The organism is Gracilibacillus thailandensis (assembly GCF_010994055.1).
In the GTDB taxonomy this organism is placed as follows: domain Bacteria; phylum Bacillota; class Bacilli; order Bacillales; family Amphibacillaceae; genus Gracilibacillus; species Gracilibacillus lacisalsi.
Window position 1 is genome coordinate 13,201 of the sequence record NZ_WJID01000010.1, and the last position, 15,486, is coordinate 28,686.

The following is a 15,486-nucleotide window of genomic DNA, read 5'->3' on the forward strand; positions in this document are numbered from 1 at the left end:
TGCCCTCAAATAGGACAGGCCTTTTTACATGGAAAAGTTTAATTTTGCTTGATTTGATCTAAACTACAAATGTTCCTTACATATCTTGCTATTGTGAGGGGTACCCTAATCGAAAAAGGGGTGAATGTGTTGTACGAATTAGATTCAAAAATTGAGAATCATGTGTATTCCTATCAGCAAGTAAAAGCAATCCTTGAAAAAGAAGGATATGCATTAGGTGGGGCCTGGGATTATGATCATGGCTATTTTGATTATAAATTAGCGAATGATGGTGGTTATCATTTTCTACGTATTCCTTTTCAATCCGAAAGAGGAGAGATTGAACATGATGCGGCAGTAATAAGAATGGGGAAGCCGTATATATTAACCCATCGTTATCAGGATGATGTTGATGCCTATGCAGAGAGTAGTGTTATACAAGCTGCTTTTAATCAATTTCAAGCTCCGACAGAAAAAGACGGAGATATTCCATCCAATTATATTGAAAAAGGAAAAGTCGTATTGCAAAATTTGGAAGTGTTACTTGCGCAAATTTCGGATTGAAAATGATCGAAAATTTATTTAACCCATTTCGAAAAAGAAGAAATGGGTTTTTTATTCTCAGACAAGAAAGTATAAAATCAGCTGAAGGACAAACCCCACGGAACGGGAAGTGGGCAGCCGGAGTGGTGGTTAAGCAGTTCAATTATTTGATGATGGATTTAATGGTAAATTCTTGACTTTTAGTCATAAGGACTGAGCTTTTTGCTCAGTTTTTGGAATTATTCAACTTTTTTTCGGTTATGTTCTAATGGCTGTAAAAATATGAGATAATCTCCTTTTTTCGTACGTAAGGCAAAGTCGGGATGTAAGATCATTTCCTCTTCTCTAAATAAGCCAATCAACCATTTTCTATCTGTTAAAAAATGTTGGGCACAGAAATAAAAATCTTTATCAATCAAATCTTCGTCAACTAATTCTGAGCAAAATTGTTGTTCTTCCAAAGTTTTTGCTATAATTTCTGTAACTTGAGGATCGGTTTGGAAAAGTGATTGATAAAATAAGGAACTCATGAAATTATTAGAACGGACTATTACATCAGCACCTGCCCGTATTGCATTTTTTCGCTGCATTTCGGTTAAAATTTCGGAAATGATACGGATGGAAGCATTATTGCCACGTGCAGCAATAATACTTAAAATCGTTTGCCGGTCAGCTTGTTCTTCCGTTAAATTAGGATCTGAAGTAATAACAATATATTTTGCTTGTTCAATATTAGCTTTTTGTAATATTTTATCTGAAGTAGGCTCACCTTTGATATAATGTATGTGGTGATCCTGATATGATAGCTTATTTAAAGAATGATCGATCAATACCGCTTCTGTATCAAAGTTATGAGCCTCAAACATATCAATTAATTGTTTCGTTCGCTCATTCCAACCGATAATAATAGTGTGGTTCGTACCTTTATATGCAGTTTTCCCTTCTGACAAATCTTGTTCAAATTTGATTGTTCCAGCAGACAAGGTAGCCATGTAAAAGGTAACGAAACCACCCCCTGCTAATATTAGCAGGATAGCTATAATTTTGCCGATTGTACTAAGCGGTACATAATCTCCATATCCAACTGTTGATCCTGTGACTATCGCCCACCAAATTCCGTCAAACACAGAGGGGAAATGATCAGGTTCAATTAAATGGATAAGAGATCCGAACATTATCATTAGTATCGATACACTTAATAATAATCGTAGAATAATGGGAAGATGGAAGTAGAACTGTACACATTTATGCCAAAACATGTGATCACCTTTTTTAATATAGTCTAAACAAGTTCAAGTACCTTATTCTTACTTAGGAGGAATGTTCATTATGGAAAAAGAAAGAATAATGTTTTTACAAGAGTTATTACATACACCATCTCCGTCAAGTATGGAGATGGAAATTCAGAAAAAATGGATGAAATACGTGGAGCCTTATGTTGATGAAATACGTACTGACCATGCTGGTAATGTTATTGCGGTAAGGAATGAAGATGCAGATTTTCATTTACTTTTGGCTGGTCATTGTGACGAGATTGCCTTTGTTGTTAACCGAATTGATGAAAATGGCTTTGTCTTTGTTGATAAAATGGGTGGTATTAATCCAAAGGCAGCAATTGGCATGAAAGTGGAGATTATAGGGAAAGTACACCATGTACCAGGTGTCATTGGTGTCAATGCTCAACATCACGGAGGAATAAAAGGTGATTTTGATGTAGATGAGCTATTTATCGATTGTGGAGCAAAAGATAAATCGGAAATAGAAGCAGAGGTTCAAATCGGGGATTTAGTCGTGTACCGTCGTCAATCAGAAATTTTAAAAAACCGCTATATTTCGGGAAGAGGTTTAGATAATCGTACAGGTGCTTTTATTGTGGCTGAAGTGATGAGGAGACTTTCTGATAAGAATATCAATATTGGGGTTTATGGTGTCAGTACAGTGAATGAAGAAACAAACATGGGTGGTGCCTATTTCGCAGCAGCTGGCCTTAAACCTGATGCCGCCTTAGCAATAGATGTTACTTTTGCTACAGACTATCCACCTGTTGATAAACGAAAGCATGGTGACATTCGTTTAGATGGTGGTCCTGTATTGGCAAAAGGAGCACCAATTAATCGTAAATTAAATCAATTGTTAGAAAATAACGCCAAAAAATTAAGTACCGATCTCCAATATGAATTAACACCACGACATACTGGAACAGATGCAGATAAAATGCGTTTAACTGGTAAAGGTGTACCGATCAGTTTAGTTTCGCTTCCATTACGGTATATGCATTCACCTGTTGAAACGGCGAGTATGAAGGATATCGAAGAAGAAATTTCTTTATTGGTAGAAATGATCACCAATATGACTGGGAAGGAAAGTTTAAATCCATTAGATGATTAAAAAATGTTGACATAAAATGTTAAAAACCATACGATTAAATTATTATCTCGATGGGAGGCAAACATATTGAATACATCTTCTGCCCAAACAAGTAACCTCTATCGTTTAATCGTGATTTCCATTATGGGTACGATTTCGGTATTATTAATGTTTTTAAATTTTCCTTTACCATTTCCTTTTATTCCAGCCTATTTGCGAATAGATGTAAGTGATATTCCAGCCCTAATTGCAGGGATTATTTTTTCACCAGTCGCTGGAGTAGTGGTTGTAGCCATTAAAAATATATTGTATGTGCTTGTAACTGCGATTTCTGATCCAATTGGAGCACTTGCCAATTTTTTTGCCGGAATTTTCTATGTTGTACCGGTTAGTTTTATGTATATGAAATACCGTTCGATGAAAAGCGTGCTAATCGGTTTAGGGATCGGCACTTTGCTGATGGCCATTGGTTTAAGCCTTTTAAACTACATCTTCTTTATCCCGGCATACAGTTGGTTTATGGGTTGGGAAGAAATGTCCGAAAGTGTAAAGCGTAGTACAGTACTAGTTGGTATCCTGCCATTTAACCTGATAAAGGGAATCATCGTAGGTGTTGTTTTTGCACTAGTCTTCACCAAACTTAAAAACTGGATACAGAAGAAATAAAAAATCGAGCGCAGTGGCTCGATTTTTTTCTGCTTATTTATTAATAACTCCTAATGTACAGCGTGAAATGGCAATTAGATCTCCCTCTTCATCTTCCACTTGAATGTTCCATACCATTGTACGCTTGCCAATGTGAAGAGGAGTTGCTTTTGCAGTAATAACGCCATCTTTTTTCGCTTTAAGATGATTACAATTAATTTCGATCCCGACAATCGCTTGAGAGCTAGTATCAACATGTTCCATGCCGCCGATGCTTGCAGCTGTCTCGGCCAAAGCAACGGTTGCACCTCCGTGTAGAAACCCCATTGGTTGCTTGACAGTTCCGGTAATTGGCATTTCAATAGCAACAAGACTTTTTGCTTGTTCTTTCACTTTCATTTGTAATGCTTCCATTAAAGTGTTATGCATCAGTATACCTCCCGATTACAATGGCAGTGGCATCAAAATTTGTAATAATAAGGATATACCGATTAATGCCCCATAAATGGTATTGGTTTGAGCTGTTGCGACCATGGCGGGTATCATCCCAACATTTGTTGTATTCGCTTGGAATGTACGAACTGCCTTGCGTGCTTTCCATATGCTTAATAAACTTATAATACTATAAATAGGTAATAGTCCAGAGATAATATAAGCGGCTGTTAACGCATAACTAAGTAACATTAAACTAGATAAAAGAAAGATAGCACGACCTCTCCCAATCAAAATAGCGATCGTTTTTCGACCATTTTCTTTGTCACCATCTAGGTCACGAATATTGTTGGCTAACAGAATACAGCCAATAAAGATAGCGATTGGTATAGAAATAACGACTACTTGCCATGTGATTGTTAATGTTTGAATATAATAGCTAATTCCGATAATGACTGTTCCCATTAATAATCCAGAAAAAATTTCTCCGAAGGGTGTATAGGCAATTGGTATCGGTCCGCCGGTATATAAGTATCCCACTAGCATACATAAGCTGCCGATTAGTGCGATCCACCAACTCGATGTCATACAAATGTATACTCCTAATAAGATGGACACTCCGAAAAAGCTAAAGGCTAATCTTTTTACGACGATTGGTTTTACACCGTCTCTGACGATGGTTCCACCAATGCCAACAGAGTTTTCGTTATCCAAGCCTCTTGCAAAATCATAATACTCGTTAAACATGTTAGTAGCTGCTTGGATCAACATGGCTGCTATTAACATTGCAATAAATAACAGTGGTCGGAAACTATTATCTAATACCGCTAGCATCGTTCCGACAAAAACAGGGATGAAAGAAGCGGTCAACGTATGTGGTCTCAGTAGTCTCCACCATATATGAAATCCAGGCTTCTCATTTAAATGGTTTGCTTTTGTTTCCATTGTAAGAAATCTCCTTGATAAAAATTAAGTAACATTATAAGTTTAGTGAATACTTATATATGTGTCAAACTATTGTCATAAACAATTTCCATCACCAATGTTAAGTTTTTTGTTATACTATTAAAGGGTATATAAGCTAGAGAAGACATTATTATCTTTAAAAATAGAGCAATTTATACTATAATGAATAGCGTTTATGAAAAAATGCCCTATTATATTGGAGGGTTTATCCATGATTGAAACAAAGGAAATAAAGATAGATGGTGTTTTACACTCAGCACAAAAACACTCTATAAATAAATCGGCACCAACCTTTGTTAGTATTACAGAGCAAATAGAAGGACTCGATCCGATTGATTTCTTTCAAACTGGAAAATCGATGGGGGAAGATCGAGTTTTTTGGCAGAGTGCAGACCAAAAAACTACATTTGTTGGAGTTGGAGAGGCATTGCTCTTTCATGATGAGGATGATTCTTATCAGGAATTGAAAGCAAGCTGGAAACAAGTCTTGAAAAACAGTTGGATAGTTAATCCTTTTGATCAATATAAAACAGGCCCAATTGCTTTTGGTGGTTTCCCATTTGATGCAGACGAAAAGGTAGCAGAATTATGGAAATCCTTCAACGGGAGTCAATTTCGGGTACCTACCTTTTTATTAACGATTGAAAGCAATCAAACCTTTTTGACGACAACAGCTTATGTAGAGCAAGGAAGTAATGTTGATCAATTAGCTGCAGAACTAATAACGAGAAAGAATCAGTTATTATATGCGCAAGAACCAACATATCAGGAGAACAACATCGTATTAAAGCATGAAGTAGATCCTATCCAATGGAAGAAACTTGTGAAGCAAGCGACCAGTACGATTGATTCAGAAAAGGTGGACAAAATTGTTTTAGCAAGAGAATTACAAATTGAATTTGGTGATTCTTGTGATATTGGACTAGTGCTTGATCAATTACGAAATACACAAGAGAATAGTTTTATTTTTGCATGGGAAAAAGAATCTGTATGTTTTATTGGTGCAACACCTGAGCGTTTAGTGAAGGTAGATCAGCAACAACTATTTTCTACTTGTCTTGCTGGAACTGCTCCAAGAGGTAAAACGAAAGAAGAAGATAACCAATTGGGAGAGCAATTATTACACGACCAGAAAAACCGTAATGAGCACCAAATTGTAGTAGATATGATTAAGGATGCGGTTAGTTCCTTTGCCAAGTATGTTGAAATTCCGGATCAACCGATTTTATACCCATTAAAAAACCTTCAGCATTTATTTACGCCTGTTCAAGCGGAATTAGATCAAGGCTATACACTATTGGATGTAGTGGAAAAACTTCATCCAACACCGGCTTTATGTGGTTTTCCACGAGAAAGTTCGTTAGACTTTATTCGTAAATTCGAACAATTGGAACGTGGCTGGTATGGTGCTCCCATTGGCTGGTTTGATCAGTATTTTGATGGAGAATTTGCAGTGGCAATTCGATCTGGACTTGTTTCTGGAGACAAAGCATCGTTATTTGCCGGTTGTGGAGTTGTTCAAGATTCAGACCCTGAAATAGAGTATCAGGAAACAAGTATTAAATTTACCCCAATGTTACAAGCGCTGGGAGGATAATGATGAGTCATAAGGAATCTTTAACCAAATATGTTGGTCATTTCATTGACCAACTTTATCAAAGTGGTGTGCGTGATGTTGTTATTTCTCCAGGATCACGCTCAACACCGTTATCTCTAACCTTTGCGGAGTACAAGCAATTTAATATCTGGGTAGATATAGATGAACGCTCTGCGGGATTTTTTGCAACAGGGATCGCTAAGCAAACCCAGAAAGCAGTCGTACTAGTCTGTTCTTCTGGTACAGCTGCTGCTAATTATTATCCGGCCATTATTGAAGCTGCCTATAGTCGCATTCCTTTAATTGTCCTGACAGCAGATCGCCCACATGAATTACGTGATGTTGGTGCACCACAAGCCATTGATCAAATTAAGCTCTATGGAGACTATGTGAAATGGTTTCACGAAATGGCTTTGCCAGAAGCAACGCCGAACATATTGCAATATGCACGAAATCATGCAGATCGAGCGGTACATACTTCGCAATATCAAGTGAAAGGACCAGTTCATTTAAATTTTCCTTTTCGTGAACCGCTTATTCCCGACTTCCGCTTAGATGATGTTTGGGGGAATGATGCTGTCATTACACAGCATTTTCCTTTTGAAGAGACGCAGATGACTAGTTCGGTGTTAAAGGGTATTGATCAGCAATTGCATGGAAGAAAACGTGGAATCATTATTTGTGGCCCACATGATTATCTTGATTTAGCGGATGAAGTATTAGACTTAGCGGAAAAATGGCAATTACCTCTATTTGCTGATCCACTTTCGTCTTTAAGACATTTGGATGGAGAAAATGTAGTGATAGAAAGCTATGACAGTATCTTGAAATCTAAAAAAGTAAGAGAACTCGTCCATGTAGATTTTATCGTTCGTTTTGGTGCAATGCCTGTTTCGAAGCCTATTTTACAGCTTTTGCAGGAAAATGATATCGAGCAATTTATTATCGATGAAGATGTAACATTTCGAAATCCCTCGATCAAGGGTGCTCATTACATATATGGAAAACCAGCAGATATTGCCAAACAACTAGCAAGTCTTTCGCTATCATTTGATCATGATTGGTTATTCATGTGGCAACAATTAAATAAGTCAGCAAAAAACGTACTGATTGAAGAGCAACAAACTTTAACGGAAGGTTTGGCAGTTCGTGGCATCCAAACGATTATCCCTGATGAAAGTAATCTATTTGTTGGGAACAGCATGCCGATTCGAGATGTAGATACATTCTGGTTGGCAACAGATAAAACGATAAATATTCATGCGAACCGTGGTGCCAATGGTATCGATGGTGTTCTATCAACGGCACTAGGGATGGCGACGAGTGGAAAGCGTGTTACGTTATTGATCGGCGATATTTCCTTTTTGCATAGCATCAATGGTTTATTACTAACAAAAAATTATCAACTCGATTTGACTATTGTGTTAATTAACAATCAAGGTGGAGGAATTTTTTCTTTTCTACCACAAGCGAAAGAAGAAAGTCCTCATTATGAAATGTTATTTGGAACACCGCAATCTGTTGAATTTGAAAAGGTAGCAGCGCTTTATGATATTGATTTCACTTCGGTAGAGGAGTGGTCAGCTTATCTACATGCGCTTGAAAACAGCTATCGACAGCAAGGTGTATCGCTAATCGAAGTAAAAACAGATCGGAATGAAAATGTCATTTGGCACCAACAAAAATGGCAAAATATCGAAAAGCATACTCTCACTATTTTAGAGGAGTATCGTAATGTATATTGATAACTATTGGGTAGAACGCTATGGTAACGGTCAGCCTGTTGTGTTATTGCATGGTTTTACCGGTTCTTCACAAACGTGGCAATCACTGCGTCCTTTTTTTCCTAAGCAACAGTTGATTGTCATTGATTTGCCTGGGCACGGTCATACAAGGGCTAAAGTGGAGTCAATGGATGACTGTTGTAGGGACCTTTATCGTGTTTTTAGTGAATTGGGGCTCAAGCTGTTTGATCTCGTCGGTTATTCGATGGGAGGAAGAACAGCTTTATCATTTGCCTGTAAATATCCTGAAATGGTAAGAACATTGACGTTGGAAAGTGCATCACCAGGTTTAGCTACCAAAGCAGAGCGTGACGCAAGGCAACATAAAGACCAAGAGCTTGCTGCTTATATTGCCAACCACTCTCTTGAAGCATTTGTGAATAAATGGGAGAATATACCACTATTTGCTTCCCAAAAACAATTGCCTTTAGAAATAAGAGAAAAAATTCGCCATGAGCGCTTATCACAAGCAAAAGAAGGCTTAGTACATTCGTTATTAACGATGGGGACTGGAATGATGCCTCCGCTATGGAACCAACTTGATCAATTGAAAATGCCGGTATTATTAATGGTGGGCGAGTGGGACCAGAAGTTTGTTGCGATCAATAAAAAAATGGATAAATGGCTGCCGAATAGTCGGTTAGAAATTATTGAGAATGCTGGACATGCAATTCATGTGGAACAAATAAAAATTTTTGGTACAATATTAGAGGAATTTATTTTAGAGGAGGGTCATTCAAATGACGGTAGAATGGGTAAGTGAACGTACTTATGAAGATATTTTATATGAAACATATAATGGTATTGCCAAAATTACTATTAATCGCCCAGAGGTACGAAATGCATTTCGTCCGCAAACGGTGAACGAATTAATTGATGCTTTTACATATGCACGTGATGATTCCAATGTAGGTGTGATCGTGCTAGCAGGTGCAGGAGACAAAGCATTTTGTTCCGGAGGAGACCAAAAAGTTCGTGGTCATGGCGGTTATGTTGGTGAAGACGAGGTTCCACGTCTTAATGTTCTAGACTTACAACGTTTAATTCGTGTTATTCCAAAACCAGTTGTAGCGATGGTTTCGGGCTATGCGATTGGTGGCGGTCATGTACTACATATTGTATGTGACTTAACAATTGCTGCAGACAATGCGATTTTCGGACAAACAGGGCCAAAGGTAGGAAGCTTTGATGCAGGTTATGGAGCAGGTTTATTAGCACGTATTGTCGGTCATAAGAAAGCTCGCGAAATTTGGTATTTATGCCGTCAATATAATGCACAAGAAGCATTGGATATGGGCTTAGTTAACACAGTAGTACCACTAGAGAAGTTAGAAGAAGAAACGATTCAATGGTGTGAAGAAATGTTGGAGAAATCACCAACTGCACTTCGCTTCTTAAAAGCATCATTTAACGCAGATACAGATGGACTAGCTGGTCTGCAACAAATGGGTGGAGATGCGACATTGCTTTACTATACAACAGACGAAGCAAAAGAAGGCCGCGATGCGTTCAAAGAAAAACGTAAACCGGACTTCAAACAATTCCCGCGTTTTCCATAAGAAGTACAATAGTGCAGAGCGCTTGGGGCTGGTTGTGGCTCCACATCGTTCTAAAAATTACAACCCTATATTTCCTAAAAGAACAAAAGTGGCCAATACATACGTGTTGGCCAGTTCTTTTTCATAATAAAATAGGAAATGTAATGTAGGTGCACAAAATACATTTACTACGAAGTAACGTAGATATGGAAAAGAGATATCCCCGGAAGCGTCGATCTGTTCCAAGGAAAAAGGCTTCTCTTCCAGGGAAAAGATCTTCTCTTCCAAGGATAAACGACTATATCCAGGGAAGAGAAGGGTATATCCCCGGAAGCGCCCTTCTGTTCCGAGGAAAAAGCCTTCTCTTCCGTGGAAAAGATCTTCTCTTCCGGGGATAAATGACTATATCCAGGGAAGAGAAGCGCATATCCCCGGAACAGAAGGGGATATCCTCGGAAGAGAAGTCCTGTTCATTTTATAACCAGTATGTATCTTATATGAATCAGAACAGTGCATGATGGATTGCGCTCGTTTTTTAGAATGAAAAAAAGGTGTGAGAAAGAATGGAGCATTGGTTGACGAAACGAGCTTATTTAACACCGGACAACATTGCGATTGAGTTAAGTAATGGCGAGACGCTGACGTTTGCTCAATTATATGAGAGAGCATGTGCGTTTGCTTCCAAAGTCTATACGGTTCACCAAAATGGCCATATCGCTATGTTGTCGAACAATTCCATCGACATGGTGGTTGCTTTTTGGGCATGCACGTATTTGAATGTTCCAGTGGTTTTTCTCAATACACGATTAACTACTAGAGAATGGCAAATACAATGTGAAGATGCGGATGTTGAGACGGTGATTTACGCCGATCAGTATAAGGAAAGCGTGGAATCTTTAGCTTTACCTACTTATCCTTTTGCTGATATTGATACTTTCAAGTCTTCAGCGTGCACATTAACTACTGATATGGATCTTAATTCAGTTTGTTCCCTGATGTTTACTTCCGGAACAACTGGAAGGGCCAAGCCTGTGATCCACACGTATCATAATCATTGGTCTAGTGCAGTAGCGTCTGCTTTAAACCTAGGATTAATGCCAAATGATAAATGGCTTGCATGTCTTCCGTTATTCCATATCGGCGGCTTATCGATTTTATTCAAAAGTGTGATATATGGTATGCCAGTTTATTTATTAGAACGGTTTGATGAAGAAAAGGTGCACAATGCGATAATGAACCAAGATGTTACCATAATATCCGTTGTAGCGGTAACTTGTTCCCGGTTATTAGACAGGTTAGCAGATGGTTATTATCCAAGCTCTTTTCGTTGTATGTTATTAGGTGGTGGACCGGCACCAAAACCTTTATTAGAAAAGGCGAAAGAAAAAAATGTACCGATCGTGCAAACATATGGTATGACCGAGACATCTTCCCAGATTGTGACTTTAAGCGAAGCTGATGCATTACGGAAACTAGGATCTGCCGGAAAGCCACTTTTCTCGGCATCCTTGCAAATTCACGCTAATAATAAAACAACGAAACCTAACGAAGTAGGTGAAATAGTCGTCAAGGGGCCGATGGTGACATCAGGTTATTATCATCGAGAAAAAGCTAATAAAGAAGCTTTTCGAAATGGCTGGTTTCACACTGGTGACTTAGGCTATGTAGATGAAGAAGGGTTCCTCTTTGTAGTTGATCGCCGAAGTGATTTAATCATTTCCGGTGGTGAAAATATCTATCCAGCTGAGGTAGAAGAAGTACTCTTATCATTTAAAGGGGTGCAAGAAGCTGGAGTTACCGCAATAGAAGATAGTAAATGGGGGCAAGTACCTGTTGCTTATGTAGTGGCAAATGAGGGCGTAACAGCCGAGCAATTGTTAGTACATTGCAGTGCTAGGCTTGCTTCCTTTAAAGTACCAAAGACAATCTATTTTCGTGACCAATTGCCACGCAATGCCACAAATAAACTGCAGCGTCATTTATTGCAGAGTTGATAGAAACTAGCCCAAAATTGATAGTAACAAAAAAAGGACAGCATTGCTCCAACTGCTGTCCTTTTTTCTATGCATAATGTCCCCCAATTTTCTTGCTTCGTTCTCGGGTAATACCCGCTTCGGTATAGCTTGTTGCACGTAAAATAGCAGTTGATCCATATTTGGCGCGAATGGCATCCATCACATAACCGACATCTTTCTTTTTCGGTTGATCTTCAAATAAATTCAACTGTGTTTCTATATCATCATACAAGTTGTTCAATGAAACAGTGACACGGCGAATTTTACTATGCTGATTATAAAATTCATGAAATAATTGTAAGCATACATGATAAATATCCATCGTCACATTGGTGGGGAGGTGAAGGGAACGTGAGCGATGAAAACCTCCACTGTTATCGGCATAGCCAATGCCCAAATGAATTGTTCTTCCTGCTCTGCGGTGTGTACGAGCACGCCTACATACTTCTTCACATAAATCAAGCATACATATTAATGTTTCTTCTGCAGTATAATCACGTAATAAGGTAATGCCGTGTCCAAAGCCTTTTTGTTCTTCTTTTTTTCCAAATGAATCATAAACGGGACTTAAATCAACTCCCCACGCATGCCAATATAATTGCTCTCCAATGACACCGAATCGTTTTTGGAGTCGGTCTAAGGGATAATTAGCCAATTGGCCTAAATAAACAATTCCCATCCGGTTCAAGTGTGTTGTCAGTTGTTTTCCAATTCCCCATATTTTTTCAATCGGAACTGGCCATAATAAACGCTCGACATCTTGATAACGACATGTAGCAATGCCAGTTTTTTTCGCATAGAGGTCCATGACTACCTTTGCCAAAAATTTATTATCGCCAATTCCGATTGCACAGGTCAATCCCATCGTGTCATATATTTCGTCCTTAAGCATTTGAGCAACGTGGTGAGCGTCCCCGTATAAATCCTCTAATCCATCGACGGTAATCCACATTTCATCAACGGAATAGGGATGGATTGCTTCTTTGGGAACATAATGATGCAACAATTTGGTGATTTGCATTGACATATTAACGTAATCGCCCATTTTTGCCTCGACAACATAGATTGCAGGATCTTTAGGTAATTCAAAATAGCGACTTACATTTTTAACCCCATGCCGTTGTTTTAAGGCAGGGGAAGCAGCTAGAATAATACTGCCAGATCGATTTTTATCCCCAACAACTGCAAGCATGGTTGTCATCGGATCCAATCCGCGTTTAACACATTCAATGCTTGCGTAAAAAGATCGCATATCGATGCAAAGCACATTATGTTTAGGGAAAGAGCTATAATCCATTGTTCAACACCTCTAACGAACATTCGTTCTATTCATTAGTATAGCCTATGCGTCTAAAAAATAATAGTGTTAAAATATAGTAATAACTTCAAGGGTTCTAGTGGAAAAAGAGTTAAAGATCATTCAGAGTCAAGCTTCCTTTTTCAATGTGATCATTTTATGAATTTTTAGATATAATTATTGGCTTGAGCTAGGCGTCATTAAGGTAAAGTTACCATAATGTAAGACTTGTGAAAGTAGAGAAAAGGTTGAAAACGATTCTCAAACTCATTGACTTAATTGCCAAAAGCTAATAAACTAGAGACAGAGTAAAAGTTTGAATCGAAGATATTAAAAAGCCCGAAACAGTGTGAATAAGGGAGAGGTTCAGCATGGAAACATTAGTAACAAAGGATTTGACGCTTGGATATGGCGATGAAATTATTATAGATGAATTGGATATTACCATCCCTAAAGGAGAAATAACCGTCTTTATTGGTGGTAATGGTTGTGGCAAATCAACATTATTACGTTCATTAGCTCGTTTGTTAAAGCCAAAACAAGGTGATGTTGTTTTAAATGGAGAAGACATTGCAAAAGTTCCAACCAAGGAAGTTGCAAAACAGTTAGCTATTTTGCCACAAAGTCCTATCAGTCCAGAAGGATTAACAGTAGAAGATCTAGTCAAACAGGGAAGACATCCATATAAAACAATGTTTAAGCGTTGGTCTGAAGAAGACGAAAAGGCTGTTGTAGAGGCTTTAGATGCGACCAATATGACAGACTTGAAGGACCGTGCTGTTGATTCCTTATCAGGTGGTCAGCGTCAGCGTGCATGGATTGCGATGACACTTGCTCAAGGAACAGATACCATATTATTAGATGAGCCTACTACTTATTTAGATATGACACATCAAATCGAAATACTTGATTTGCTCTTTGAATTAAATGAGCGCCGGAATAGCACGATTGTCATGGTATTACATGACTTGAACTTGGCTTGTCGTTATGCACATCACATTGTTGCCATTAAAGATAAGCAAGTATATGCGCAAGGAAAACCAGAAGAAATCGTTAACTGTAGTTTGGTACATGATGTATTTCAAATGAAAGCTGATGTAATGTATGACCCGATGTTCGGTACACCAATGTGTATTCCACATGGTCGTGGCCGTTGTCTTATTAAAGAGGTTGTCGAAGAATCGAAACAACAACAAATGCAATCTATAGGTAGTTAAGAAAACGCCCTGTGTTCTAACGAGAATGCAGGGCGTTTTTCTATCTATATACATAGGTCCGCATGTTTCTGGTAATTTTACATACAATACCTGTGAAGAGGTGAATAAACATGGAAAAGAAAACATACTACGTCAATATAGCTTCACAGGAAATCTCACAAATCCCATATGGTAACAATGCAGAATACACTATTCAAGCAACAGACGAAGAAGTTTTTCTACTAAGGGAAAAATTTAATGAGATACATGAAGATGATATCGGTACCTTTGTACGTGCACATATTCCTTTTGTTCAGTATCACCAGGATCCGGAAAATGATGATTATGATACGGATTTACAAGACGTTATGCAGATGATCTATCAATTAGCAACCCCCGAAACAAAACAAGCGATGGACGAATCTGGGATCAGTCCGAAAAATGAAAATAATTGAAACAAATCAGTAGGCTTATACGTCTAATTATATAAATAGATGTTTACAATAAATAATAAAAGGAATAGATATATAAAAGGACACTAGGAGGGAGAAACCATGAAAAAAATCATCACGATCATAACATTTGTAGTCCTTTTTGCATTTGCGATTATCACGATCAATCAACCAGACACACAAACATATGCAAAGCAAAATCATGAATATGCACACAAAACCGCCGGGCCCAAACAACTACATGTTGACAATATCAAGCAAGCAGCTGAAGCGAATGAGATAACACATGAAGAAATTGTGAAGCTGACAGATACATTCATGGACCTATTAGTACAGGAAATTGATGATCATTATAAAGTAGTAAGATTCGATACAAAAGAGGAGCTGCTAAATGCTTTTGAGCCCTATGTTGTAAAAGGTGCCGTAAAACCTTATATTGATTACTATTATGAAGAGAAAGAAGACGGATTATATATCGTACCAACTGAAACTCCACCATGGTTCGAAAAGGATGAAGACTACGAAAAAGAATCAAAAGATAACAAAGTAATTATTACACAATCCAACGAAAACGAGTTATATGGGGCTTACACGATAGAAATTGTATTTAAAAAAATAGATGATACATGGAAAATAGTAAACATTAGCCATGAGTAAAAATAAAAGGTAGTATAG

The 15,486-nt window shown here is 38.0% G+C and carries 15 protein-coding genes; 11 read left to right on the forward strand and 4 right to left on the reverse strand.

Going from position 1 to position 15,486, the window contains the following annotated elements; all coding sequences use genetic code 11:
- Positions 1 to 126 precede the first annotated feature (126 nt).
- Positions 127 to 543 carry a YugN family protein gene (locus GH715_RS04350; RefSeq protein WP_240469344.1) on the forward strand — a complete coding sequence of 139 codons (417 nt, stop codon included), beginning with the start codon at positions 127 to 129 and terminating at the stop codon, positions 541 to 543.
- Positions 544 to 761: 218 nt separating this feature from the next.
- Here GH715_RS04350 and GH715_RS04355 read toward each other — a convergent pair whose 3' ends face one another.
- Positions 762 to 1,703, reverse strand: coding sequence for a potassium channel family protein (locus tag GH715_RS04355; protein ID WP_228760250.1), 942 nt, complete (start codon positions 1,701 to 1,703; stop codon positions 762 to 764).
- Between the two features lie 148 nt (positions 1,704 to 1,851).
- Here GH715_RS04355 and GH715_RS04360 point away from each other — a divergent pair, with 148 nt between their 5' ends.
- Complete coding sequence (locus GH715_RS04360) at positions 1,852 to 2,910, forward strand: M20/M25/M40 family metallo-hydrolase (protein WP_153834465.1); 1,059 nt, start codon at positions 1,852 to 1,854, stop codon at positions 2,908 to 2,910.
- 66 nt (positions 2,911 to 2,976) lie between these two features.
- Positions 2,977 to 3,555, forward strand: coding sequence for an ECF transporter S component (locus GH715_RS04365; protein WP_153834464.1), 579 nt, complete (start codon positions 2,977 to 2,979; stop codon positions 3,553 to 3,555).
- Between the two features lie 33 nt (positions 3,556 to 3,588).
- Here GH715_RS04365 and GH715_RS04370 read toward each other — a convergent pair whose 3' ends face one another.
- Positions 3,589 to 3,963 (reverse strand): PaaI family thioesterase, encoded by a 375-nt coding sequence (locus GH715_RS04370; protein WP_153834463.1) that lies wholly within the window; start codon positions 3,961 to 3,963, stop codon positions 3,589 to 3,591.
- A gap of 15 nt (positions 3,964 to 3,978) precedes the next feature.
- On the reverse strand, positions 3,979 to 4,911 hold the full coding sequence (locus GH715_RS04375; protein ID WP_153834462.1) for a 1,4-dihydroxy-2-naphthoate polyprenyltransferase: 933 nt from the start codon (positions 4,909 to 4,911) through the stop codon (positions 3,979 to 3,981).
- 232 nt (positions 4,912 to 5,143) lie between these two features.
- On the opposite strand from GH715_RS04375, the gene GH715_RS04380 reads away from it, so the two are divergent.
- From GH715_RS04380 to GH715_RS04400, 5 genes are all read left to right on the forward strand, one after another.
- Positions 5,144 to 6,529, forward strand: coding sequence for an isochorismate synthase (locus tag GH715_RS04380; RefSeq protein ID WP_153834461.1), 1,386 nt, complete (start codon positions 5,144 to 5,146; stop codon positions 6,527 to 6,529).
- Positions 6,530 to 6,531: 2 nt separating this feature from the next.
- Entirely contained in the window at positions 6,532 to 8,274 is a 1,743-nt protein-coding gene (gene menD / locus GH715_RS04385) for a 2-succinyl-5-enolpyruvyl-6-hydroxy-3-cyclohexene-1-carboxylic-acid synthase (protein ID WP_153834460.1), read from the forward strand.
- On the forward strand, positions 8,264 to 9,076 hold the full coding sequence (menH, locus tag GH715_RS04390) for a 2-succinyl-6-hydroxy-2,4-cyclohexadiene-1-carboxylate synthase (RefSeq protein WP_153834459.1): 813 nt from the start codon (positions 8,264 to 8,266) through the stop codon (positions 9,074 to 9,076). Before menD ends, menH begins: the two co-directional genes overlap by 11 nt.
- Complete coding sequence (gene menB / locus GH715_RS04395) at positions 9,054 to 9,872, forward strand: 1,4-dihydroxy-2-naphthoyl-CoA synthase (protein ID WP_018934093.1); 819 nt, start codon at positions 9,054 to 9,056, stop codon at positions 9,870 to 9,872. Before menH ends, menB begins: the two co-directional genes overlap by 23 nt.
- A 542-nt stretch (positions 9,873 to 10,414) precedes the next feature.
- Positions 10,415 to 11,845 (forward strand): o-succinylbenzoate--CoA ligase, encoded by a 1,431-nt coding sequence (locus GH715_RS04400; RefSeq protein ID WP_153834458.1) that lies wholly within the window; start codon positions 10,415 to 10,417, stop codon positions 11,843 to 11,845.
- A gap of 67 nt (positions 11,846 to 11,912) precedes the next feature.
- Here GH715_RS04400 and GH715_RS04405 read toward each other — a convergent pair whose 3' ends face one another.
- Positions 11,913 to 13,163, reverse strand: a complete 1,251-nt coding sequence (locus GH715_RS04405) for a DNA polymerase IV (protein WP_153834457.1) — start codon at positions 13,161 to 13,163, stop codon at positions 11,913 to 11,915.
- Between the two features lie 371 nt (positions 13,164 to 13,534).
- On the opposite strand from GH715_RS04405, the gene GH715_RS04410 reads away from it, so the two are divergent.
- From GH715_RS04410 to GH715_RS04420, 3 genes are all read left to right on the forward strand, one after another.
- On the forward strand, positions 13,535 to 14,380 hold the full coding sequence (locus GH715_RS04410) for an ABC transporter ATP-binding protein (RefSeq protein ID WP_153834456.1): 846 nt from the start codon (positions 13,535 to 13,537) through the stop codon (positions 14,378 to 14,380).
- 110 nt (positions 14,381 to 14,490) lie between these two features.
- Complete coding sequence (locus tag GH715_RS04415; RefSeq protein WP_153834455.1) at positions 14,491 to 14,814, forward strand: hydrolase; 324 nt, start codon at positions 14,491 to 14,493, stop codon at positions 14,812 to 14,814.
- Between the two features lie 99 nt (positions 14,815 to 14,913).
- Positions 14,914 to 15,468: a hypothetical protein gene (locus tag GH715_RS04420; RefSeq protein WP_153834454.1), complete on the forward strand. Its 555-nt coding sequence runs from the start codon at positions 14,914 to 14,916 to the stop codon at positions 15,466 to 15,468.
- Positions 15,469 to 15,486 lie beyond the last annotated feature (18 nt).